At 59.4% G+C, this 20,556-nt stretch carries 18 protein-coding genes; 14 read left to right on the top strand and 4 right to left on the bottom strand.

The features are described 5' to 3' along the window. The first annotated feature begins 85 nt into the window (after positions 1-85). The 6 genes from N4A58_RS11480 to N4A58_RS11455 all read left to right on the top strand — a co-directional run bounded on the left by N4A58_RS11480 (position 86) and on the right by N4A58_RS11455 (position 5,972). Entirely contained in the window at positions 86-1,003 is a 918-nt protein-coding gene (locus tag N4A58_RS11480) for a lipid A-modifier LpxR family protein (protein WP_293709738.1), read from the top strand. A 74-nt stretch (positions 1,004-1,077) separates the two neighbouring features. Next, positions 1,078-2,133 (top strand): Hint domain-containing protein, encoded by a 1,056-nt coding sequence (locus tag N4A58_RS11475; protein ID WP_293709736.1) that lies wholly within the window; start codon positions 1,078-1,080, stop codon positions 2,131-2,133. 144 nt (positions 2,134-2,277) lie between these two features. Beyond that, positions 2,278-2,898, top strand: a complete 621-nt coding sequence (rpsD, locus tag N4A58_RS11470; RefSeq protein WP_293709734.1) for a 30S ribosomal protein S4 — start codon at positions 2,278-2,280, stop codon at positions 2,896-2,898. Positions 2,899-3,058: 160 nt separating this feature from the next. Beyond that, entirely contained in the window at positions 3,059-4,144 is a 1,086-nt protein-coding gene (hisC, locus tag N4A58_RS11465; RefSeq protein WP_293709732.1) for a histidinol-phosphate transaminase, read from the top strand. Then, on the top strand, positions 4,141-5,061 hold the full coding sequence (locus tag N4A58_RS11460) for a prephenate/arogenate dehydrogenase family protein (protein WP_293709730.1): 921 nt from the start codon (positions 4,141-4,143) through the stop codon (positions 5,059-5,061). The genes hisC and N4A58_RS11460 overlap by 4 nt, the downstream gene beginning before the upstream one ends. Continuing rightward, positions 5,058-5,972, top strand: coding sequence for an extensin family protein (locus N4A58_RS11455; RefSeq protein WP_293709728.1), 915 nt, complete (start codon positions 5,058-5,060; stop codon positions 5,970-5,972). Before N4A58_RS11460 ends, N4A58_RS11455 begins: the two co-directional genes overlap by 4 nt. Before the next feature lie 3 nt (positions 5,973-5,975). Here N4A58_RS11455 and N4A58_RS11450 read toward each other — a convergent pair whose 3' ends face one another. Next, positions 5,976-6,962 (bottom strand): DUF2125 domain-containing protein, encoded by a 987-nt coding sequence (locus tag N4A58_RS11450; RefSeq protein ID WP_293709726.1) that lies wholly within the window; start codon positions 6,960-6,962, stop codon positions 5,976-5,978. A 62-nt stretch (positions 6,963-7,024) separates the two neighbouring features. On the opposite strand from N4A58_RS11450, the gene N4A58_RS11445 reads away from it, so the two are divergent. The 3 genes from N4A58_RS11445 to N4A58_RS11435 all read left to right on the top strand — a co-directional run bounded on the left by N4A58_RS11445 (position 7,025) and on the right by N4A58_RS11435 (position 10,800). Continuing rightward, positions 7,025-7,555: a gamma-glutamylcyclotransferase gene (locus tag N4A58_RS11445; protein ID WP_293709724.1), complete on the top strand. Its 531-nt coding sequence runs from the start codon at positions 7,025-7,027 to the stop codon at positions 7,553-7,555. A gap of 71 nt (positions 7,556-7,626) precedes the next feature. Further along, complete coding sequence (locus tag N4A58_RS11440; protein ID WP_293709723.1) at positions 7,627-8,841, top strand: biopolymer transporter ExbB; 1,215 nt, start codon at positions 7,627-7,629, stop codon at positions 8,839-8,841. 3 nt (positions 8,842-8,844) lie between these two features. Then, a complete protein-coding gene (locus N4A58_RS11435; protein WP_293709722.1) occupies positions 8,845-10,800 on the top strand; it encodes a peptidoglycan -binding protein in 1,956 nt (651 codons plus the stop codon). Positions 10,801-10,830: 30 nt separating this feature from the next. On the opposite strand, the gene N4A58_RS11430 is transcribed toward N4A58_RS11435, so the two are convergent. From N4A58_RS11430 to gloB, 3 genes are all read right to left on the bottom strand, one after another. Beyond that, positions 10,831-11,787, bottom strand: a complete 957-nt coding sequence (locus N4A58_RS11430; protein WP_293709721.1) for a M23 family metallopeptidase — start codon at positions 11,785-11,787, stop codon at positions 10,831-10,833. Then, a complete protein-coding gene (gene clpA, locus N4A58_RS11425) occupies positions 11,788-14,124 on the bottom strand; it encodes an ATP-dependent Clp protease ATP-binding subunit ClpA (RefSeq protein WP_293709719.1) in 2,337 nt (778 codons plus the stop codon). Positions 14,125-14,279: 155 nt separating this feature from the next. After that, the gene (gloB, locus tag N4A58_RS11420) at positions 14,280-15,050 is read right to left on the bottom strand and encodes a hydroxyacylglutathione hydrolase (RefSeq protein ID WP_293709717.1); all 771 of its coding nucleotides are present in this window, start codon (positions 15,048-15,050) and stop codon (positions 14,280-14,282) included. A gap of 63 nt (positions 15,051-15,113) precedes the next feature. Here gloB and N4A58_RS11415 point away from each other — a divergent pair, with 63 nt between their 5' ends. The 5 genes from N4A58_RS11415 (at position 15,114) to atpD (ending at position 20,547) form a co-directional block, all read left to right on the top strand. Continuing rightward, on the top strand, positions 15,114-15,857 hold the full coding sequence (locus tag N4A58_RS11415) for a methyltransferase domain-containing protein (RefSeq protein ID WP_293709715.1): 744 nt from the start codon (positions 15,114-15,116) through the stop codon (positions 15,855-15,857). A gap of 256 nt (positions 15,858-16,113) precedes the next feature. Further along, positions 16,114-16,674: a F0F1 ATP synthase subunit delta gene (locus tag N4A58_RS11410; RefSeq protein WP_177218625.1), complete on the top strand. Its 561-nt coding sequence runs from the start codon at positions 16,114-16,116 to the stop codon at positions 16,672-16,674. Beyond that, positions 16,675-18,213 carry a F0F1 ATP synthase subunit alpha gene (gene atpA / locus N4A58_RS11405; RefSeq protein WP_293709712.1) on the top strand — a complete coding sequence of 513 codons (1,539 nt, stop codon included), beginning with the start codon at positions 16,675-16,677 and terminating at the stop codon, positions 18,211-18,213. An 18-nt stretch (positions 18,214-18,231) separates the two neighbouring features. After that, on the top strand, positions 18,232-19,104 hold the full coding sequence (locus tag N4A58_RS11400; RefSeq protein WP_092464800.1) for a F0F1 ATP synthase subunit gamma: 873 nt from the start codon (positions 18,232-18,234) through the stop codon (positions 19,102-19,104). A gap of 21 nt (positions 19,105-19,125) precedes the next feature. Then, positions 19,126-20,547, top strand: a complete 1,422-nt coding sequence (gene atpD / locus N4A58_RS11395) for a F0F1 ATP synthase subunit beta (protein WP_072704827.1) — start codon at positions 19,126-19,128, stop codon at positions 20,545-20,547. Positions 20,548-20,556: the final 9 nt, after the last annotated feature.

The raw sequence follows: 20,556 nt of genomic DNA, 5'->3' as shown, positions 1-20,556 counted from the left end.
CAAATCGCGTTCTGTGCTGGAAAAATTAATTCTCGATTTGCTATGCTTCGGCAGTGCCTGGGGGGGCACAGTAACGAGGGTCACCATGCGCGCGATCTTTGGGGCAGCCATTGCCCTGACTATGATGGCACCCGCCTCCTATGCTCAAGATGTCGGTTTCTTGGGCTTTGGCTATCAGATTTCGAACGACTTTATCGGCGATGCCCGTGACCGTTGGCGCACGGGTGCCACGCAGGCCAGCGTCATGTTCGGTCGCGACTGGCAGGGTTCGCTGGGGTCGCAGTATTTCGACACGCTTGAACTGCGGGGCAGTGCAGAAATCGCAGCGCCCGACAATCTGGATGCGCCCGCGCAGGGGGATCGCCCTTATGCGTCTGTCGCGCGTCTCGGGGTGCACTCGCACTTCAATCAACAGCTGTCGCGCACCGATTTTGACATGGGCGTCGGTGTTGAGGTCATCGGACCACAGACCAAGCTTGATGAGTTTCAGGCCAACTTCCACCGCTGGATCGGCGCTAGCGATGCCAGTGACGAAGTGCGCGCCGGTCAGATTCAGGACAACGTCTTTGGTTACGGCCACATTGAGGCAGCGCGGACCTTTGAATTAGGTGACGCGTCGCGCGTGATCCCGTTCATCGAAGGCCACGCAGGGCTCGAGTCTTTTGCCCGTGTGGGGGCGGATTTCGAGTTTGGCGCTCTGATCCCCGACGATTTGATTATCCGCGATTATACAACGGGTCAGACCTACACCGCGATCCGCGGCACGATGAGCGCACTTACCCTGACTGCAGGCGCAGACATTGGCTACATGGTCGACTCCGCGATGCTTCCGGACAGCGACTCCTATGACATGGTCCAAGAGCGCGCCCGCGCCCGCGCCGGGCTCAAGTGGGAAGGCCGCCAATCTTCGGCAACCTTCGGTGTCACCTACCTGAGCAAAGAGTTCGATAATCAAGACACCGGACAAGTGCTGGGCTCTTTCAACCTGAAATACAAATTCTGAGGGCCTGCCCGAACGGGCCCCATTCGGCGGACACTCCGCCAGAGCGGTAACAAGTTAGCAGTGGAAGCAGGCAAATGGCGATTGCAGGCGCATATGTAGTGCATTGGGGGCAAACCTTGATCGAGGGCGTGCGCGCAGCCCCCTTGGCGGATTTGGCTGTTGGTGTCGTATGGCGCTGGACCTGTGAACTAACGCGGATCGACGGCCCGCACTCTGTCCTGCAACTCACCGGAGCCGAGGGCGATGCCCAATTGCGCCGTGGTGCCGCTGGACGGGCGGGGCGCCTGATCGGAGAGGGCGCGCGCCAAGCCCACACCGAACGTGCGCCGCTGATGGCGGATCAAAGCATTACGGTCAGTGACGGAAAATCCAGCCACACTGCGCGCATTATCCGCAGCACAGTCACCGGCCAGCTGATGCTGTGCTTTGATCGTGACCATCCGCTTCCCGATCAGGATTATTGGGTGATCAAGCTGACGTTGGATGAGACGGACCGCTCGGCGTTGAGCAGTCCCTCGAACGAGCGGCCGGCTGGGGTCATCTGCTTTGGCGCAGGCACGCGCATTGATACCCCCATGGGTCCACGTCTGGTCGAGGCCTTGCAGCCCGGCGATTTTGTCATGACCCGCGACAGTGGCCCGCAAGAAGTTCTCTGGACTGGCAGCCGCCGGATGAGCGGGGCGCGTTTGTTTGCGATGCCTCATCTACGACCTGTGCGCATCCACGCCTCGGCCTTTGGCAAGGACCGTCCCGACGACACCCTTATTGTATCCCCCGAGCATCGCCTGCTAGTGCAAGGGGATGCCGCCCGCGCTCTGTTCAATACACCAGAGGTGATGGTGCAAGCCCGTGATCTGGTGAACGACCGAACCATCATCTGCGCGCCCGATATGAAAGAGGTCACCTATGTGCACATCCTTCTAGGGCGCCACGAGGTGATCTGGGCCAACGGGATTGAATGCGAGAGCTTCCATCCTGCCACGGCCTCAATGGATGCACTGGATCAGGGGGATCGGATGGCTCTGGAACAGCTGCTGCCTTGGGTCGGGGATGCCCCTATGCGCTATGGCGAATTTGCCCGTCGTCCGCTATCCCGCTCCGAAGCTGCAATTCTGGCCTACGAGACCTGAGAAAAGCGCGGTGCGCTGTTGACTCTGCCGTGCGGATCTATATAGGGGCGGCTCACATTGGTGTTGGTGGCCCCCGCAAGGGGATGCCTGTCAGGGGAAACCCAGTAGGACAACGCCCTTCATACTTAACGAAGGAGATCAGCCGTGACCAAACGCACGTCTGCCAAGTACAAAATTGACCGCCGCATGGGCGAAAACATTTGGGGTCGCCCCAAGTCGCCCGTAAACCGTCGTGAATATGGCCCCGGCCAGCACGGTCAGCGCCGCAAGGGCAAACTGTCGGACTTCGGTCTGCAGCTGCGCGCCAAGCAGAAGCTGAAAGGCTACTACGGCGACATGACCGAGAAGCAATTCCGCCGCATTTTCGGTGAAGCAGAGCGTCGTCGTGGTGACACCGGTGAGATCCTGATCGGTCTGCTGGAAAGCCGTCTGGACGCAGTTGTTTACCGCGCCAAGTTCGTTCCCACCGTCTTCGCGGCTCGTCAGTTCGTGAACCACGGCCACGTTCTGGTCAACGGCAAGCGCGTGAACATCCCCTCGTACCGCGTCAAAGAAGGCGACGTCATCGAGGTTCGTGAGAAGTCGAAGCAACTGGTAGTCCTGCTGGAAGCTGTTCAGCTGGCAGAGCGTGATGTTCCTGACTACATCGACGCCGACCACAGCAAGATGACCGCAACCTTCGTTCGTATGCCCGGCCTGTCGGACGTTCCTTACCCCGTCGTAATGGAACCGAACCTGGTTATCGAATTCTACGCACAGAACTAATCCTGGATTCAGGACCGGTTTTGGGCCACAAGCGCCGTCCCAATGGGGCGGCGCTTTGCTTTTGTGGGCATCTGGCCACTTTCCGGGGGCCATGGGATCAAAGTGCTCTTCCCCAGTCGTCATCTGCGCTATATGCAGGGCCCGAGTTACGGAGGCCCAGATGAACAAACCCGTCCCCCAGCCCGGCATTATGGAGATTGATCTCTACGTCGGCGGCGCGTCCGGCGCGCCGGGTTCCAATGTGGTCAAGCTGTCCTCGAACGAGAACCCGTTCGGTCCGTCCGAGGCAGCAGTCAAGGCAGCAGGCGTCGCGGCGCATCAGATGCATCGCTATCCCGAAATCGACGGGTATTCCCTGCGCGCTGCTCTGGCGGACAAATACGGGCTAGAGGCGGACAACATCATCCTAGGTGTCGGGTCCGACGAAATCCTGCAGATGATCTGCAACGCATACGCGGGTCCGGGCGACGAAGTGATCTACACCCAGCACGGCTTTGCCATGTACCGCATCTGTGCTCTCGGCGCGGGCGCGACGCCTGTCGAGGTGCCCGAGTGTGATCGCGTGACCGACGTTGACGCCATTCTGGCGGCGGTGACGGATGCGACCCGCATCGTCTTTATCGCGAACCCCAACAACCCGACCAGCACCATGATCGGTCTAGCCGAGGTCACCCGTTTGGCGGATTCGCTGCCCTCGCACGTCGTTCTGGTTCTGGATGGCGCCTACGCGGAGTTCGTCGAAGAATATGATGGCGGTGCCGAGCTGGCCCGCACCCGTCCCAACGTCATCATGACCCGCACCTTCTCCAAGCTGTATGGCTTGGGTGGTTTGCGCGTGGGCTGGGGCTATGCGCAGCGCGACATGATCGACGTGTTGAACCGCCTGCGCGCGCCGTTCAACATCTCGACAATCGCTTTGGAAGCAGCGAAAGCTGCGTTGGCCGACACCGCGCATATCGACAAGTCGCTGGCCGAAAACGCCCGCCTGCGTGTCTGGCTGTCTGAGGCTCTGGCAGCCATTGGTGTGCAGTCCGACGCGTCCATGACCAACTTTATTCTGGCCCGCTTCCACGATCAGGAAGAGGCCGAAGCCTGCAACGACTACCTGAAGTCCCAAGGTCTGATCGTGCGACCTGTGGCCAGCTATAACCTGCCGCACTGCCTGCGGATCACCGTCGGCGACGAGCCGTCCTGCCGCCGCGTGGCGCATGCCATTGGCGCGTTCAAAGCAGGAGCCCGTGCATGACCCAAGTCTACGACCGTGTGGCGCTGATCGGCCTTGGCCTGATCGCGTCCTCGATGTTCTGGTCGATCAAACGTGGCGGTCTGGTGGGCGAAGTCACCGGCTACGCTCGTTCCGCGGAAACCCGTGACACCGCGCGCGAGATCGGCCTGTGCGATCGCATTTGTGACACCGCGGCCGAGGCTGTCAAAGACGCGGATCTGGTAGTGCTCTGTGTCCCTGTGGGTGCGATGGGCGCTGTTGCCGCAGAAATTGCTCCGCACCTGAAGCCGGGTGCGACGATCAGTGATGTTGGGTCGGTCAAGCAATCTGTGATCGACACCGTTGGCCCGCATCTGCCCGAGGCCGTGCATTTTGTGCCTGCCCACCCGTTGGCAGGGACAGAGCATTCGGGCCCGCGCTCTGGCTTTGCTGAGCTGTTTGACAACCGCTGGTGCCTGCTCGTGCCCGTCGCGGATTCCGACCCAGAAGCAGTCGCGAAGCTGCGCGCGCTGTGGGAAGGCATTGGCTCCAACGTCGAGGAAATGGATGCCGAGCACCACGATCTGGTGCTGGCTGTCACCAGCCACACGCCGCACCTGATTGCCTACACGATGGTGGGTGTGGCGGACGACCTGCGCCGCGTGACCGACAGCGAAGTGATCAAGTATTCGGCGGCGGGTTTCCGCGACTTTACGCGGATTGCCGCCAGTGACCCGACGATGTGGCGCGACGTCTTCTTGACGAACAAGGACGCGACGTTGGAAATTCTGGGCAGGTTCACCGAAGAGCTTTTCGCGCTTCAGCGAGCCATTCGCACAGGAGACGGCGATATGCTGCATGCTTACTTCACTCGAACCCGCGCAATCCGCCGTGGCATTCTAGAAGCTGGCCAAGATGTTGATGCGCCCGATTTCGGTCGTGGAAAGGCTGCAAAATGATGCGCGGTTTGGTCTGCGCCTTGATGATGGGTGCAACCGCCGTGTCCGCGTTCCCGCTGGAAACGTCCCTGCGTCCTGTGGCCCGCCCAGGGGACGAGGCAAAACCAGTGCTTGTCGCGACCGAAGCTCTGACACCGCCCATGCTCCGCCCCAAAGCGCGTCCTGCCTCGGGCCACGCGGCCCAAGTTCTGGCCGCGATCGAGGCGTCCAAAGCAGGGCCGCCGGTGCCAACCGCGTCGGAACCTGCCGCGACCAGTCCCAATCCTCATGATGCAGAAGAGATCAGGGTGGCCTCTGCGGCTTTTGTGCTGCCTCAGGCTTTGCGTCCTATCACGCGCCCGCACGCCATCACGCAAAAAGCGATCTTGCGCCGTCAGGAGCGTTTGCAAGGGTCGGTCTGTGGTGATCCCGCAATTCAAGGCGAGGACGTTGGTGTGATCCTTGCCTCGACGTTTGGTTGCGGCGTCGAAGGCGCTGTCAAGATTAAGTCGATTTCCGGAGTCGCGCTCAGCCAGCGGTCGACTATGGACTGCACCACTGCCCAAGCTTTGAAAAAGTGGGTGGATAACGGTTTGTCACCTGCCGTCGGGACCATGGGCGGAGGTGTCGCCAAGATTGATGTCATGGGCCACTACGTCTGCCGGACCCGCAACAACCAACCGGGTGCCAAGATCTCAGAGCATGGTCGTGGCCGCGCGGTTGATATCGGCGGCTTTACCCTGCGCGACGGGACAAAGATCAGCGTGCTTAATGACTGGAGCAAAAAGTCAAAAGGCAAGGTGCTAAAAGCTGCATATTCCAAAGCCTGTGGCACTTTTGGCACGACTTTGGGGCCGAACGCGAACCGGTACCATCGCGATCATTTTCATTTTGATACAGCGCGTTACCGGTCAGGTTCGTACTGCCGCTAAGGCTTAGTGCGGGCTGAAGCGCGGGGCAGGGCCGATCGGTAGCTGCGCTAGGCGCATCATCCCGCCGCTGAAGGTCAGCGTGGCGTCAAACGCACGCGGATCGCCGCTGCTGCTGGCCATCATGCCAATCATCATCCGCATCGACTCGGCCTGCTGGTGGCTCATCGCGCCAGAGTTCGCAATGTCACCGATCATCTCTTCCCAATTTTTGAGTGAAAAGTCGATCTCGCCCTCGGGCGTTCCAGTCTCATCGAGCTCTAACAGACCCGTTGCGGTCAGCGTCGCCGGGCCCCACTCAATATCCGCAGCGACAATCTCTAGCGAGGTGGGTTTCGGCCGATCAAAGAGCAGGCTCTTGGCGTCCCACGCGTGTTCAAAACTGATGCGGGTGTCGACGTCTAGTTTCTCGATCCGATTTGGCAGGCTGCCTGCGCCGATCAAGGGCAGATCCACAGTCATGTCCGCTGTCGCCAAGGCAACGCGATAGTCGGACACTGCGCCAGGCAGACGTTCCGCCGCCAATCGCAGCTCTGCCGCTTCCCAACTGCCGCGTTCGGTCCGCGCTTCCATGTCCTCACCGACCAGCGAAAATCGGTTCAGCGAACTCGCGTCGTCGCCGTCGAACACAACGCTGGCGCGGAGGTCTTCTTTGCGCAGGGCAACTGTGCCATAGGGTGTGACAAAGGTCTGGGTCTGGGGCCAGATCACGATGACATGTGATGGATTATAGACCAGCGAAAGCAGCTGCAAAAAAGGGGCATTCCACGCGATCGAGCCATCTTGGTTTTCGACACTTGGATTGTCGAGTGTCGCATCAACCCTGTTAGGGAAACCGGCAATCGACAGATCCTCGTAAGACGCCTGCCAGCCCTCTTCCTGTTTTTCGGTGAACCAATCTTCGATCGCTGCGCGCTTCTGACCCGAGGCATAGAACCAGTAGCCTGACCACGCACCGGCCAAAAGAACGATCATCACAATCAGGCGCTTCATGCCTCACCCTTCCATATTTACTATGGTCTGTTTACAGACGGTGCAAAAGGGAGGCCAGCTTCATGAGCATGTGGGTATTCGGATATGGGTCACTTCTGTGGAATCCGGGTTTTCAAGTTGCAGAAAAGCGGCTCGCGACGCTCGAAGGGTACCATAGATCCTTTAGCATGCGGTCGGTGACGCACCGCGGCAGCCACGAGGCGATGGGGCTGGTACTGGCGCTGGATGCTAACAATGACGCAACCTGTGACGGTCTGGCACTGCGGGTCGAGCCGGGAACCGAAGACGAAACGCTGTCCTATTTGCGCGAAAGAGAGTTGGTGACCGCCGCCTATCTGGAGCGTCACCTAACGGTTCGTCTAGAGGATGGCCGTGCAGTCGAAGCTGTGACTTACATTATCGATCCAGATCACGATCAATACTGCGGAGGACTCCCCCTAGAGGAACAGGCGCAGATCATCGCGCGGGCGCGCGGCAAAATGGGCCCCAATTGGGAGTATCTCTACAATACCGCTTTGCAATTGCGCGAGTTGGGAATTTCCGATGCAGATCTGGACTGGCTAGAAAACCGCGTGCGCGAGATCATCGGATAATCCTTTGCGCTTTGTGACTTAGTCCCTATGGTGATGTCGAATTTTAACTCTGGGGGCAGGGGGCATCACGCATGAACCGCGAGTCCGAGCCGCAATTTTCGCAGCCGATCCGGCAGATTTTCTTAATGGTTGTGGCTTTGGGGCTGACCGGAGCAGGGGCCTCTTTCGCTTATGGCGTTGTCCGCCCGTTGTTTGTGGCGAACCCTTGGCTGAACGGCACAATCGCACTTGTCTTTGTATTTGGCGTTCTGGCTTGCTTTGTGCAGGTAGGGCAGCTGATTGCCTCGGTCCGATGGATCGAATCCTTTGCGGCTGACCAAGTTGACCAATCCGTTCGCCCTCCGCGTCTGCTGAAACCTTTGGCTGCACTGCTGTCCTCGCGCGGGCGTCTGATGAAGATCAGCTCAACCGCCGCGCAATCCATTTTGGACAGTTTGGCCACACGGATCGACGAAGCGAGAGAGATCACGCGCTATGTCGTGAACCTGCTGATTTTCCTAGGTCTGCTTGGGACATTCTACGGTCTGGCGACCACAGTGCCGGCGGTTGTGGACACGATCCGTAGTCTTGCGCCGTCTGAAGGCGATAGCGGTTCAGAGATGTTCTCGCGCCTTATGACAGGGCTTGAGAGTCAGCTTGGCGGGATGGGCGTTGCGTTCTCCAGCTCGCTCTTGGGTCTTGCGGGCTCTCTCGTGGTCGGATTGCTGGAACTCTTTGCGGGCCACGGTCAGAACCGCTTTTACCGCGAACTCGAAGAGTGGCTGACCTCGATCACCCGGCTTGGGTATGTGGGCGACACCGAAGGCGCGAGTCCAGAGCAAGGCGCGATGGTGCAAGTGCTCGAACAGATGGCCGACCAGATGGAGCAGATGCAGGGTGCGTTGCTCAGTTCAGACAACCAGCGCAACACCTTGGACGAACACTTGGCTCACCTGACGCGCGCCGTTGACCGCATGGGCGAAAAGCTGGCGCTGATCGACAACTCTGATTTGTCCCATGGCTTGCAGCAGATTGCCAACGGGCAGCAGCAGGTGGTGGACGCATTGCATATGGCAATTGCACAGGGCCAACAGCAAAACAGCGCGCCTGGCGTGCCCGATGACGAAGCGCGTATGCGTCTACGCTCGATCGATCTGCAAATGCTGCAACTGCTCGAGGATATGAACTCCGGCCGCCAAGAGACTCTGTCCGAATTGCGGACCGATATCGCCGCGCTGACACGCGCGGTGCAGCGTTTGGGCGCGTCCGAAGGTGCAATGGGCCGCCGTAACCGAGACGAGGGCTAAGCCATGGCTCTGTCTCGCAGAACGGGTCAACGGTTTCAGGGATCAATCTGGCCGGGTTTCGTCGATGCGATGACCGGCTTGCTGCTGGTGCTGATGTTTGTTCTGACCATTTTTATGGTCGTCCAATCGGTGCTGCGCGAACAGATCACGGGGCAGGAAACCCAGATTCAGGATCAAGAGGTGCAGCTCGGCGCCTTGGGCGCAGAGATTGCCGCCCTCTCCCAAGCGCTTGGGCTTGCCGAAACCAAGGCAGCGGGTCTTGAGACGCAGGTTGGCGAACTGACCGCAACCCTGTCCGCCACGCAGGATCAGGTTGACGCGCGTACCGCCGAGCTGAACGCCGCCCAAGAACAGATCACAGCCTTTGAGGCGCGGGTGGCCTCTTTGCTGTCGCAGCAGTCTGATCTGGAGGCAGAGCGCGACAGCCTGAATGCGTCCTTGTTGACTGCACGCGAAGAACTGGATGCTCAGGCAGAGGCGGCGCAATTGGACGCCGCGCGCCGTGCCGCACTCGAAGCGATGGTGCAAGATCTTGAGGCACAAGCCGCCGAGCAGGCGGAGGCGCTGTCGGATGCCGAAGCTGCCCGCCTGACCGAGGCCGAAGCTGCCGACGCCCTGCGCAAGCGGTTGGAAGAGGCTGATACCGAACTCACGGCTATGACCCTTGCGCTCGAGCAGCAGCGCCGAGAGGCAGAGGATACGCTAACCAAACTCGCAGCCGCAAATGCTGTGCAGGACGAGCTAAATCAGCGGTTGGCGACAGTCATTCTGGCGCGAGATGCGCTGAAAGACGAGCTAGATGCGCTGTCGGTGGAAACTGCAGATAGCGACGCCGCCCGCGCGGAACTTGAGGCACGTCTGCAGGCGGCACTCGCCGCACAAGCTGGTGGGGAAGAGGCTGCAGAGCGCGTGATGTCCCTAGAGGATCAGCTGGCCGCTGCTTTGGCCGCGCGTCAGGACACCGAAGCAGAGCTTGAACGCCTGCGCCAACAGGGCATTACCTTGGACGATCAGCTTGCGGCTGCACTGGCGCTGCAAGCAGAGGCTCAAGCAGACGCAGAAACCGCAGAAAGCCGCGCTGCCGAGGCCGAGCAAGCCTCGGCCGATCTTCAGGCCCAGTTGGCTGCCGCGCTCGCTGCCCAAGAAGAGGCTGAAACCCAACTCAGTGCCGCCGAACAGCGTAATGCGATTTTGGCCGCCGCACAGGATGCCCTGACCGGCCAAGAGGCGCAAACCGTCGAGGCAGAACGGAAAGTCGCTCTGCTGAACCAGCAGCTCTCGGCCCTGCGCAACCAATTGGGAGAATTGCAGTCCCTGTTGGACGACGCCCAAGAGCGCGATGCCGCCGCGCAAGTGCAGCTGCAATCCTTGGGGTCGGACCTGAACGCGGCTCTGGCCCGCGCGGCTGCCGAAGAGCGCCGTCGCCGCGAGTTGGAAGAAGCCGAAAATGCCCGTCTCGCCGAAGAGGCCGCGCGTCTCGCCGCCGAAGCCGAAGAATTGTCGCGCTATCGGTCCGATTTCTTTGGCCGCCTGCGTGATTTGCTTGGCAGCCAAGAGGGCGTTCAGATCAAGGGGGATCGCTTTGTCTTCTCTTCTGAGGTTCTGTTTGATCAGGGGGATGCCACATTGTCTGGCGAAGGGCGTCAGCAAATCGGCAATGTCGCTCAAATCCTGCAAACCGTGGCGGACGATATTCCTGCGGGCATAGACTGGATTTTGCGTGTGGATGGGCACACCGACAACGTGCCGCTGTCTGGTTCCGGTCAGTTCGCAGATAACTGGGAACTCAGCCAAGCCCGTGCGCTGTCAGTGGTGCGTTACATGGTGAATCAACTGGGCATTCCGCCAAATCGCCTGTCGGCCAACGGCTTTGGGGAGTTCCAGCCAATCAACCCAGAAAATACCGCCGAGGCCCGTGCGCAGAACCGCCGGATCGAACTGAAGTTTACGGAGAGATAACAAAAGGGCGCCACGCGGGCACCCTTTTGCCTAGCCGTGGATTTCGGCTTGCGTGACACGCCGATCAACGAGCCGCCCGTCCCGAGAGACCGAGACAAGGCCCGTGTAGCGCCCTGTTGGCCAGCCTCCCTTTGGGGCCTTGAGGCCACCTGCGCGGAAGTACTGCGCTTGCTGGCGATCTACAGTCACGTCATGGCGGAAAATCTCGCCATGGGGGCCCGTGATCAGAAATGACATCACATCGCCGGGCTGCGCACCGTAGGCATAGCCCCACAGAACCAGCGGTTCGTTACGGGCGATATCGGCCTCAGGCAGCCCCTGCTTGATCGCGTCGTATTCAGGCACGGCGTCGGACAGCCCCAGATCCAGAATCGCTGATGGTTGGTAAGCGATATCTTTGGCCCAAAGGGATAACTCGCTGTCGGCGCAGCTATCGGTATTCGGCGCAAAGGGATCGACTACAGCGCCGTTGTGGCGGACCGACAGGTGCAGATGCGGGAATTGGGTGCGGCCACTAAAGCCGACCTGTCCGAGCGGTGTACCCGCGGTGACAGTGTCACCATCCTGAACCATCACGGACCCTTGGGCCATGTGGCAGTACTGGGTTTCCCAGCCATTGCCGTGATCAATGACCACGCCATTGCCGCAATCCCGCCCTTCGATCTCGTCGCTGGGGGTGTTGTCGAGGCCCAGATCGGGCATGCCATCGCGCACGCCGCGAATGCGTCCGTCCGCAGCGGCCAGAACGTCAACACCGTTCAAACGATCCTCGTGTGTGGCGAGCGCGAAGTCTGTGCCCTTGTGACCGTCGTAGCTGAGTGTGCCGCAGGTGAAATCCTTGGCCTCTGGGCCGGGGTCACGGTCTGTAAATTGCTGGATAAAACAGGTTTTGCCTAAAGTGCAGTCAATGGGAAGTTGCAGGGAAATATCCTGCGCCAAAAGAGGAGAAGCCCCCGCCGTTATGGCGAGGGCAATCAAATGTTTCATTTAGTTTGCCGTAAGTAATGGGGGCTTTTTGCCAGAGGTTATCCGTTTGCTATCCGGCCCCGAGACTTCGAGCTTCAGCTCGCCATTCTCGACACTGACCTTGACGATGCCGCCTTTGGTCAACTGACCGAACAACAGCTCCTCGGCCAGCGGCTTCTTGAGGTTCTCCTGAATGACACGACCCAGCGGGCGTGCACCCATCTTGTCGTCGTAGCCTTTGTCGGCGAGCCATTCGGCGGCAGGCTGGGTGAGCTCGATATGGACGTTGCGGTCCATGAGTTGAGCTTCCAGTTGCAGAACGAACTTCTCCACGACCTGCAGGATGACCTCTTTGGGCAGCGGACCAAAGCTGATCACCGCATCCAGACGGTTGCGGAATTCCGGAGTAAAGGTGCGCTCGACTGCGGCGGTGTCTTCGCCCTCGCGGCGATCGCGACCGAAGCCAACAGCGGCCTTGGCCATGTCCGCAGCACCAGCGTTCGAGGTCATGATCAGAACCACGTTGCGGAAGTCCACGGTGCGACCATTGTGGTCGGTCAGACGACCGTTGTCCATCACCTGAAGCAGGATGTTGTAGACATCGGGGTGCGCCTTTTCGATCTCGTCGAGCAGCAGCACACAGTGCGGATGCTGGTCCACGCCATCGGTCAAGAGACCACCCTGATCAAAGCCGACATAGCCCGGAGGGGCACCGATCAGACGGCTGACCGCGTGCTTCTCCATGTACTCGGACATGTCAAAGCGGAGCAGTTCCACACCCAGCTGATCGGCCAGCTGTTTGGCGACCTCGGTTTTACCCACACCGGTTGGACCTGCGAACAGATAGTTGCCGATGGGCTTTTCGGGTTCACGCAGACCGGCACGCGACAGTTTGATCGCGCTCGACAGGGCGACGATCGCATCGTCCTGACCGAAAACAACGCGCTTCAGGCTGTTTTCCAGATCCTTCAGAACCTCGGCATCGTCTTTGCTGACATTCTTTGGGGGGATGCGAGCGATCTTGGCGACCACGCCCTCGATCTCTTTGACGCCGATGGTTTTGCGACGCTTCGAGTCTGGCAGCAGGTGCTGCGCGGCGCCTGCTTCGTCGATCACGTCGATCGCTTTGTCAGGCAGCTTGCGGTCGTTGATGTAGCGCGACGACAGTTCCACAGCCGACTTGATCGCGTCCGCAGTGTAACGGATGTCGTGGTGCTCTTCGAAGTAGGGCTTCAGGCCCTGCAGGATCTTGATGGTATCTTCGACACTGGGTTCCGACACGTCGATCTTCTGGAAGCGGCGGCTCAGCGCGCGGTCTTTTTCGAAGTGCTGACGGAACTCTTTGTAAGTGGTGCTGCCCATGGTGCGCAGCTTGCCGCCCTGAAGCGCGGGCTTCAGCAAGTTCGATGCGTCCATCGCGCCACCAGAGGTCGCGCCCGCACCGATCACGGTGTGGATTTCGTCGATGAACAGAACCGCGTCGGGGTGATCCTCAAGCTCGGTCACAACGGCCTTCAGACGCTCTTCGAAGTCACCGCGGTAGCGGGTGCCCGCCAGCAGTGCGCCCATATCCAGCGAGTAGATGATGGTGTTCTTGAGAACATCGGGGGTTTGGCCCTTGATGATCTTGCGTGCCAGACCTTCTGCGATGGCAGTTTTGCCGACACCGGGATCTCCCACCAGCAGCGGGTTGTTTTTGCGGCGGCGGCAGAGCACTTGAATGCAGCGCTCGACTTCTTCGCCGCGCCCGATCAGCGGATCAACGTCGCCTTTGGTGGCTTTCTTGTTCAGGTCCACACAGTACTTGGCCAGCGCGGATTCTTTGTTCTCGCTCGGGTTGGGACCTTCGCGTTCGACGTTTTGGGTCTCTTCTTGCTCGGTCGCGCCGGTGACAGGGCGGCTCTCGCCGAAGGAGGGGTTTTTGGCGACGCCGTGGGCGATAAAGTTCACCGCGTCGTAACGGGTCATGTCCTGCTCTTGCAGGAAGAACGCGGCATTCGATTCGCGTTCGGCAAAAATGGCAACCAGCACGTTTGCGCCAGTGACTTCGGTGCGCCCCGAAGACTGAACGTGGATGGCGGCGCGTTGGATCACACGCTGGAACGCTGCCGTCGGCACCGCTTCGGAGCCGTCGACCTCGGTAACAAGGTTGGAGAGGTCATCATCAATATATTCGACGAGCGTGCTCTTGAGTTCGCTCAGGTCCACATTGCACGCGCGCATGACCTGAGCCGCATCGGGTTCATCAATGAGGGCCAGCAACAGGTGCTCCAACGTCGCAAACTCGTGCGAGCGTGCGTTGGCGAGCGCCAATGCCGAATGGATTGCCTGTTCGAGAGTATTCGAGAATGAAGGCACTGGGGGTGCTCCTCTTGATCGGGGTCAGAGGGGCCCGAGGCCCCAACCAACCGTGGCCTGCATAAGTTAAAGTTTGGTCGTTCCGCGCGGCTCTTCAAGAGAAAACTTGGAATTATCCGACCAAATAGGAGTACGCGGATGATCTTTGTGATGGGTTAAAAGGCATCTTTCATCGCGCGGATACGAGCAAATACTGAGGAATCTGCTGCATGAACCATGCCAAGCGCCTCTTTCACATCGCTGTTACTCGCCCGCAAAAACGGATTCGTTTTAAGCTCAGTTTCGAGTGAAACGGGCACCGTGGGCTCATCCTTGGCGCGTTTTGCGGCGATTTCTTCGGCGCGTTTCTGCAGGTCGGGGTTCTCTGGCTCGACCGTCAGGGCGAATTTTGCGTTGGATGCCGTGTATTCGTGGCCCGAGTACACCATTGTTTCGGGAGGCAGGGCAGCCATCTTGGACAGGCTCTCCCACATCATCTCGGGGGTGCCTTCGAACAGGCGGCCACATCCCAACGCCATCAGGCTGTCAGCAGAAAAGAGCGCTGCGCTGCCCGGGAAGTAGAAGGCAATGTGCCCGACGGTATGACCCGATACATCTATAATGCGGCCGGTTTCTGCACCGACTTGCACAACGCTGTCTTCTTTGACCTTCAGGTCAAGTGGGGGCATCCTGTTCTGATCCGCCTCGGCTCCGACGACACGCGCTTGGGGGAAGCGCTCTAGCATATCCGGCACGCCTTGGACGTGATCGTGGTGATGGTGGGTCAGGAGAATGACATCGGCCGACCAGCCTCTGGCATCCAGAGCGTTTAGGATGGGACCGGCTTCGGGAATGTCGATGACTGCGGTTTCGCCCGTTTCAGGGTCATGCGCCAAATATGCGTAATTGTCCGCTAGGCAGGGAACTGTAATGATCTCGAGGGGCATGGCGTTTCCTGTCGCTATTGCTATTGTTCCCCAAGAGACTGACCGAAGGGGCACCAAGGCGCAATGCATCTGGACGTGCAAGATCTGCGAAATTTCTACTATCGCAGCGCTTTGGGGCGGGCCGCGCAGCGCGTGATCCGCGATGAAGTGGTGCGGTTCTGGCCCGAAGCGCGGGGCCAGTCGGTCTTGGGCTACGGTTTCGCTGTTCCGCTCTTGCGGCCTTATCTCCAATCAGCGCGGAGAGTCACGGCGCTGATGCCTGGCCCTCAGGGCGTTATGTCTTGGCCTGCGGGGATGCCCAACGTCTCTGTCCTGTGCCAAGAAGCGAACTGGCCTATCGACACGGGCCACATCGACAAGTTGATTGTCATGCACGGGCTCGAAACCTCAGAGCAGCCGGATCTGGTGCTGGAGGAGGCCTCGCGTGTTCTGGGGCCGGGTGGCAGCGCCATCTTTATTGTACCGAACAGGGCAGGGGTCTGGTCACGTCGTGACATCACGCCGTTTGGGTATGGCCGTCCCTTTAGCGCCCGCCAGCTCGAGGTGCAGCTTCAGCGCAGTGGTTTCCAGCCAAAGCGGACCAGTTCCCTCTTGCACCAGCCACCGTCGCACCGCCGGTTCTGGCTGCGCTCTGGTCAATTGATCGAGAAGGTGGCTCGCACTGCAGGAGCCGGCCTGCCTGGCGGTGTCATCCTTCTGGAGGCGCAGAAACTGACCCAAGAACCGTCGGGCGGCGGGACCGCCGTGTCGACACGCCCGCTCAAGGTTCTGGCCGGGCTCGCTTCGCCCGAAGCGAAGCCCGCCTGACCCCGAGGGAATCGGATTCGAATCTAAAAATGTGGGCTCATGCGGCACTTTGCAGCATTCCGTGCGATTAATTTGCCCGTCTCAACAAATGCTAGCGCCATCTACGACTTTAAAAGTGTGATCCAATGTTGCTAGGTGCGTCACCCTCTGCTAAGTCCTGCGCGATTTCGATGCCCTTAGGGATAATACCTACGGGCAAAAACGCCCCCGATACGACATTTCGACGGGTCGGGGCCAAGACATCGGAAGGGTGGACGTGTCCGAACCAGCTTCGATCTCCTTCGGCATCGCGCAACGCTATGCCTCTGCCGTATTTGATCTCGCCCTCGAGACCAAATCGCTCGACTCCGTTGAGAAGGACGTAGACGCGCTGGCTGCCGCATTGGCAGGTAGCGATGATCTTCGTGAACTGATCAACAACCCCGTTTACACGCGCGAAGAGCAAGGCGCTGCGATTGCCGCAGTTGCAACTCAAATGGGCGTGAGCAGCATCGTGAAAAACACGCTTGAGCTGATGGCTTCCAAGCGTCGTCTGTTCGCCATGCCGCAGCTGATCGCAGCTATGCGCGAGAAGATTGCAGCCTACAAAGGTGAAGTCACCGCTGAGGTTGTCAGCGCCACGGCTCTGTCCGACGCGCAAAAGGACAAACTTGCAGCCGCTCTGAAAGAGAGCGTCGGCAAGGACGTGAAGATTGAAGCCGCCGTTGATGAAGCTCTCATCGGTGGTCTCGTTGTTAAGGTGGGCTCGAAGATGGTCGATACCTCGATCCGCTCCAAGCTCAACGCCCTACAGAATGCAATGAAAGAGGTCGGATAAATGGGTATCCAAGCAGCCGAAATTTCTGCGATCCTAAAGGAGCAGATTAAAAACTTTGGCCAAGACGCCGAAGTGGCCGAGGTTGGCCGCGTTCTTTCCGTCGGTGACGGTATTGCGCGCGTTCACGGTCTGGACAACGTTCAGGCTGGTGAAATGGTCGAATTCCCCGGTGGCATCCAGGGCATGGCGCTGAACCTTGAAACCGACAACGTCGGTGTCGTTATCTTTGGTTCGGACCGTGACATTAAAGAAGGTGACACCGTTAAGCGCACCAACTCGATCGTGGACGTTCCCGCTGGCGAAGGCCTGCTGGGTCGCGTTGTCGACGGTCTGGGTAACCCCTTGGACGGCAAAGGCCCGGTAGAATTCACCGAGCGCCGCGTTGCTGACTCCAAAGCGCCTGGCATTATCCCCCGTAAATCGGTTCACGAGCCCATGGCGACCGGCCTCAAAGCCGTTGACGCGATGATCCCGATCGGCCGTGGCCAGCGCGAGCTGATCATTGGCGACCGTCAGACCGGTAAGACTGCCGTTGCTCTGGACGCGATCCTGAACCAGAAGTCGTACAACGACGCTGCCGGCGGCGACGAAAGCAAAAAGCTGTACTGCATCTACGTTGCGGTCGGCCAGAAGCGTTCGACCGTTGCTCAGCTGGTGAAGAAGCTGGAAGAAACCGGCGCGATTGAATACTCGATCGTCGTTGCGGCAACCGCTTCGGACCCCGCACCCATGCAGTTCCTGGCGCCCTACGCCGCGACCGCAATGGCTGAGTACTTCCGTGACAACGGCAAGCACGCCCTGATCATCTACGATGACCTCTCCAAGCAGGCTGTGTCGTACCGTCAGATGTCGCTGCTGCTGCGTCGTCCCCCGGGACGTGAAGCGTACCCCGGCGACGTTTTCTACCTCCACTCGCGTCTGCTCGAGCGTTCGGCGAAGATGGGCGACGATCACGGCGCAGGCTCGCTGACCGCGCTGCCGATCATTGAAACTCAGGGCGGCGACGTTTCTGCGTTTATTCCGACCAACGTGATCTCGATCACCGATGGTCAGATCTTCCTCGAAACCGACCTGTTCTATCAGGGCATTCGTCCTGCGGTGAATACCGGTCTGTCGGTTTCGCGTGTGGGTTCGTCGGCTCAGACCAACGCAATGAAAACTGTTGCAGGTCCGGTTAAGCTGGAACTGGCTCAGTACCGCGAAATGGCTGCATTTGCTCAGTTCGGCTCGGACCTCGACGCCGCAACCCAGAAGCTGCTGAACCGTGGTGCGCGTCTGACCGAGCTGATGAAACAGCCCCAGTACGCACCGCTGACCAACGCTGAAATCGTTTGCGTGATCTTTGCCGGTACTCAGGGTTACCTGGACACCGTCGCAGTAAAAGACGTTGGCCGCTACGAAGCTGGCCTGCTGAAGTTCCTGCGCACCCAGAAGAAAGACCTTCTGGACTGGATCACCAACGAAGATCCCAAGATCAAAGGTGATGCAGCGGACAAGATCAAAGCGGTTCTCGACGAATACGCCAAGACCTTCGCATAAGCCCGAAAGGACTGGATTATGCCAAGCCTTAAGGACCTCAAAAACCGGATCGAGAGCGTGAAATCCACGCGCAAGATCACCAAGGCCATGCAGATGGTGGCCGCCGCAAAACTGCGGCGGGCACAGGATGCAGCCGAGGCAGCGCGCCCCTATTCGGAGCGTTTCAATGCTGTCATGGCAAGCCTTGCAGCATCGGTTGGCGGTTCTGACACGGCCCCCCGCCTTCTGGCGGGGACCGGGTCGGACCAAGTACAACTTCTTATCGTGATGACCGCGGAACGTGGTCTTTGCGGCGGCTTCAACAGCTCGATCGTGAAACTGGCCCGTCAAAAGGCAGCGGAACTGAAAGCAGCTGGCAAAACGGTTAAAATTCTGACCGTTGGCAAAAAAGGCCGCGAACAGCTCAAGCGTGATCTGGGTGATCTCATGATCGGCCACGTGGACCTCTCCGAGGTGAAGCGTGTCGGTTACGACAATGCACAGGCCATCGCAAAGGATGTACTGGCGCGTTTCGACGCTGGTGAATTCGATGTGGCGACCATCTTCTACGCCCAATTCCAGTCGGTGATTGCGCAATTGCCGACCGCACAACAGATCATTCCGGCCCAGTTCGACGACGCTGGCGAGGAAAACGGTCCGCTCTATGACTACGAGCCCAGCGAAGAGGCCATTCTGGCTGACCTGCTGCCGCGCGGCGTCGCGACCCAGATCTTTGCGGCTCTGCTGGAAAATGGTGCATCGGAGCAGGGCGCTCGTATGTCGGCAATGGACAATGCGACCCGCAACGCGGGCGACATGATTGACCAACTGACCATCGAATATAACCGCTCGCGTCAGGCCGTCATTACGAACGAGCTGATCGAAATTATCTCGGGCGCTGAGGCGCTCTAAGGAAATCGGAGAAACAACGACATGGCAAACGCAGTCGGCAAAATTACGCAGGTCATCGGCGCTGTCGTTGACGTGCAGTTCGAGGATGCCCTTCCGGCAATTCTGAACGCGCTCGAGACTGACAACAATGGTAAGCGTCTGATCCTGGAAGTTGCGCAGCACCTCGGTGAAAACACCGTACGTACTATCGCGATGGACGGCAGCGAAGGTCTGGTTCGTGGTCAGGCAGTGACTGACCTGGGACAGCCCATCTCAGTGCCCGTAGGCAACGCAACTCTGGGCCGCATCATCAACGTCGTGGGCGAGCCCATCGACGAAAAAGGTGAACTGGCCGCGACCGAAACCCGTGCGATCCACCAGCCCGCACCCGAATTCATCGAGCAGTCGACTGCTTCGGAAATTCTTGTGACGGGCATCAAGGTGATCGACCTTCTGGCGCCCTACTCGAAGGGTGGTAAGATTGGTCTGTTCGGCGGCGCCGGCGTGGGCAAAACCGTTCTGATCATGGAACTGATCAACAACATCGCAAAAGTGCACTCGGGCTTCTCGGTGTTCGCGGGTGTTGGCGAGCGTACTCGTGAAGGTAACGACCTGTACCACGAGATGATCGAATCGAACGTTATTAAGCCCGACAACCTGTCGGAATCGCAGGTTGCTCTGGTTTACGGCCAGATGAACGAACCTCCGGGAGCGCGTGCACGTGTTGCTCTGACAGGTCTGACCCTGGCAGAACAGTTCCGTGACCAGTCCGGTACCGACGTTCTGTTCTTCGTCGACAACATCTTCCGCTTCACTCAGGCGGGTTCGGAAGTTTCGGCTCTGCTGGGTCGTATTCCTTCGGCGGTGGGCTATCAGCCGACCCTCGCGACCGACATGGGTGCGATGCAGGAACGCATCACCTCGACCAAGCAGGGTTCGATCACTTCGATCCAGGCCGTTTACGTTCCCGCGGACGACCTTACCGACCCCGCACCCGCGACCACCTTCGCACACCTCGACGCAACAACCGTTCTGTCGCGTGCGATTTCGGAACTCGGCATCTACCCCGCGGTTGACCCGCTGGACTCGTCGTCGCGTATCCTGGATCCGGGTATTGTTGGTGAAGAGCACTACCAGGTTGCTCGTGACGTTCAGGGTATTCTGCAGAAGTACAAGTCGCTGCAGGACATCATCGCCATCCTTGGCATGGACGAACTGAGCGAAGAAGATAAGCTGACCGTTCAGCGTGCGCGTAAGATCCAGCGCTTCCTGTCGCAGCCCTTCGACGTTGCGAAAGTCTTCACCGGTTCGGACGGTGTTCAGGTTCCGCTGGAAAAAACCATCGCGTCGTTCAAAGCGGTTGTTGCTGGCGAATACGATCACCTGCCCGAAGCAGCCTTCTACATGGTTGGCGACATCGACGAAGTGATCGCGAAAGCCGAGAAGCTGGCAGCTGCTGCCTAAACCCTGCGG

The sequence above is a fragment of the Donghicola sp. genome (assembly GCF_025210255.1).
In the GTDB taxonomy this organism is placed as follows: Bacteria; Pseudomonadota; Alphaproteobacteria; order Rhodobacterales; family Rhodobacteraceae; genus Donghicola; species Donghicola eburneus.
Note: the sequence above shows the minus strand (reverse complement) of the source record. Positions and strands in the feature narration are given on the sequence as shown.

What these genes read in the sequence shown, in the direction of transcription:
- N4A58_RS11475 (WP_293709736.1), top strand. Translation starts at nt 1,078, where the DNA reads ATGGCGATTGCAGGCGCATATGTAGTGCATTGGGGGCAAACCTTGATC.
- N4A58_RS11435 (WP_293709722.1), top strand. Translation starts at nt 8,845, where the DNA reads ATGGCTCTGTCTCGCAGAACGGGTCAACGGTTTCAGGGATCAATCTGG.
- N4A58_RS11415 (WP_293709715.1), top strand. Translation starts at nt 15,114, where the DNA reads ATGCATCTGGACGTGCAAGATCTGCGAAATTTCTACTATCGCAGCGCT.
- N4A58_RS11440 (WP_293709723.1), top strand. Translation starts at nt 7,627, where the DNA reads ATGAACCGCGAGTCCGAGCCGCAATTTTCGCAGCCGATCCGGCAGATT.
- atpA (WP_293709712.1), top strand. Translation starts at nt 16,675, where the DNA reads ATGGGTATCCAAGCAGCCGAAATTTCTGCGATCCTAAAGGAGCAGATT.
- atpD (WP_072704827.1), top strand. Translation starts at nt 19,126, where the DNA reads ATGGCAAACGCAGTCGGCAAAATTACGCAGGTCATCGGCGCTGTCGTT.
- N4A58_RS11460 (WP_293709730.1), top strand. Translation starts at nt 4,141, where the DNA reads ATGACCCAAGTCTACGACCGTGTGGCGCTGATCGGCCTTGGCCTGATC.
- gloB (WP_293709717.1), bottom strand. Translation starts at nt 15,050, where the DNA reads ATGCCCCTCGAGATCATTACAGTTCCCTGCCTAGCGGACAATTACGCA.
- N4A58_RS11400 (WP_092464800.1), top strand. Translation starts at nt 18,232, where the DNA reads ATGCCAAGCCTTAAGGACCTCAAAAACCGGATCGAGAGCGTGAAATCC.
- N4A58_RS11480 (WP_293709738.1), top strand. Translation starts at nt 86, where the DNA reads ATGCGCGCGATCTTTGGGGCAGCCATTGCCCTGACTATGATGGCACCC.
- N4A58_RS11430 (WP_293709721.1), bottom strand. Translation starts at nt 11,787, where the DNA reads ATGAAACATTTGATTGCCCTCGCCATAACGGCGGGGGCTTCTCCTCTT.
- N4A58_RS11450 (WP_293709726.1), bottom strand. Translation starts at nt 6,962, where the DNA reads ATGAAGCGCCTGATTGTGATGATCGTTCTTTTGGCCGGTGCGTGGTCA.
- N4A58_RS11445 (WP_293709724.1), top strand. Translation starts at nt 7,025, where the DNA reads ATGAGCATGTGGGTATTCGGATATGGGTCACTTCTGTGGAATCCGGGT.
- N4A58_RS11455 (WP_293709728.1), top strand. Translation starts at nt 5,058, where the DNA reads ATGATGCGCGGTTTGGTCTGCGCCTTGATGATGGGTGCAACCGCCGTG.
- hisC (WP_293709732.1), top strand. Translation starts at nt 3,059, where the DNA reads ATGAACAAACCCGTCCCCCAGCCCGGCATTATGGAGATTGATCTCTAC.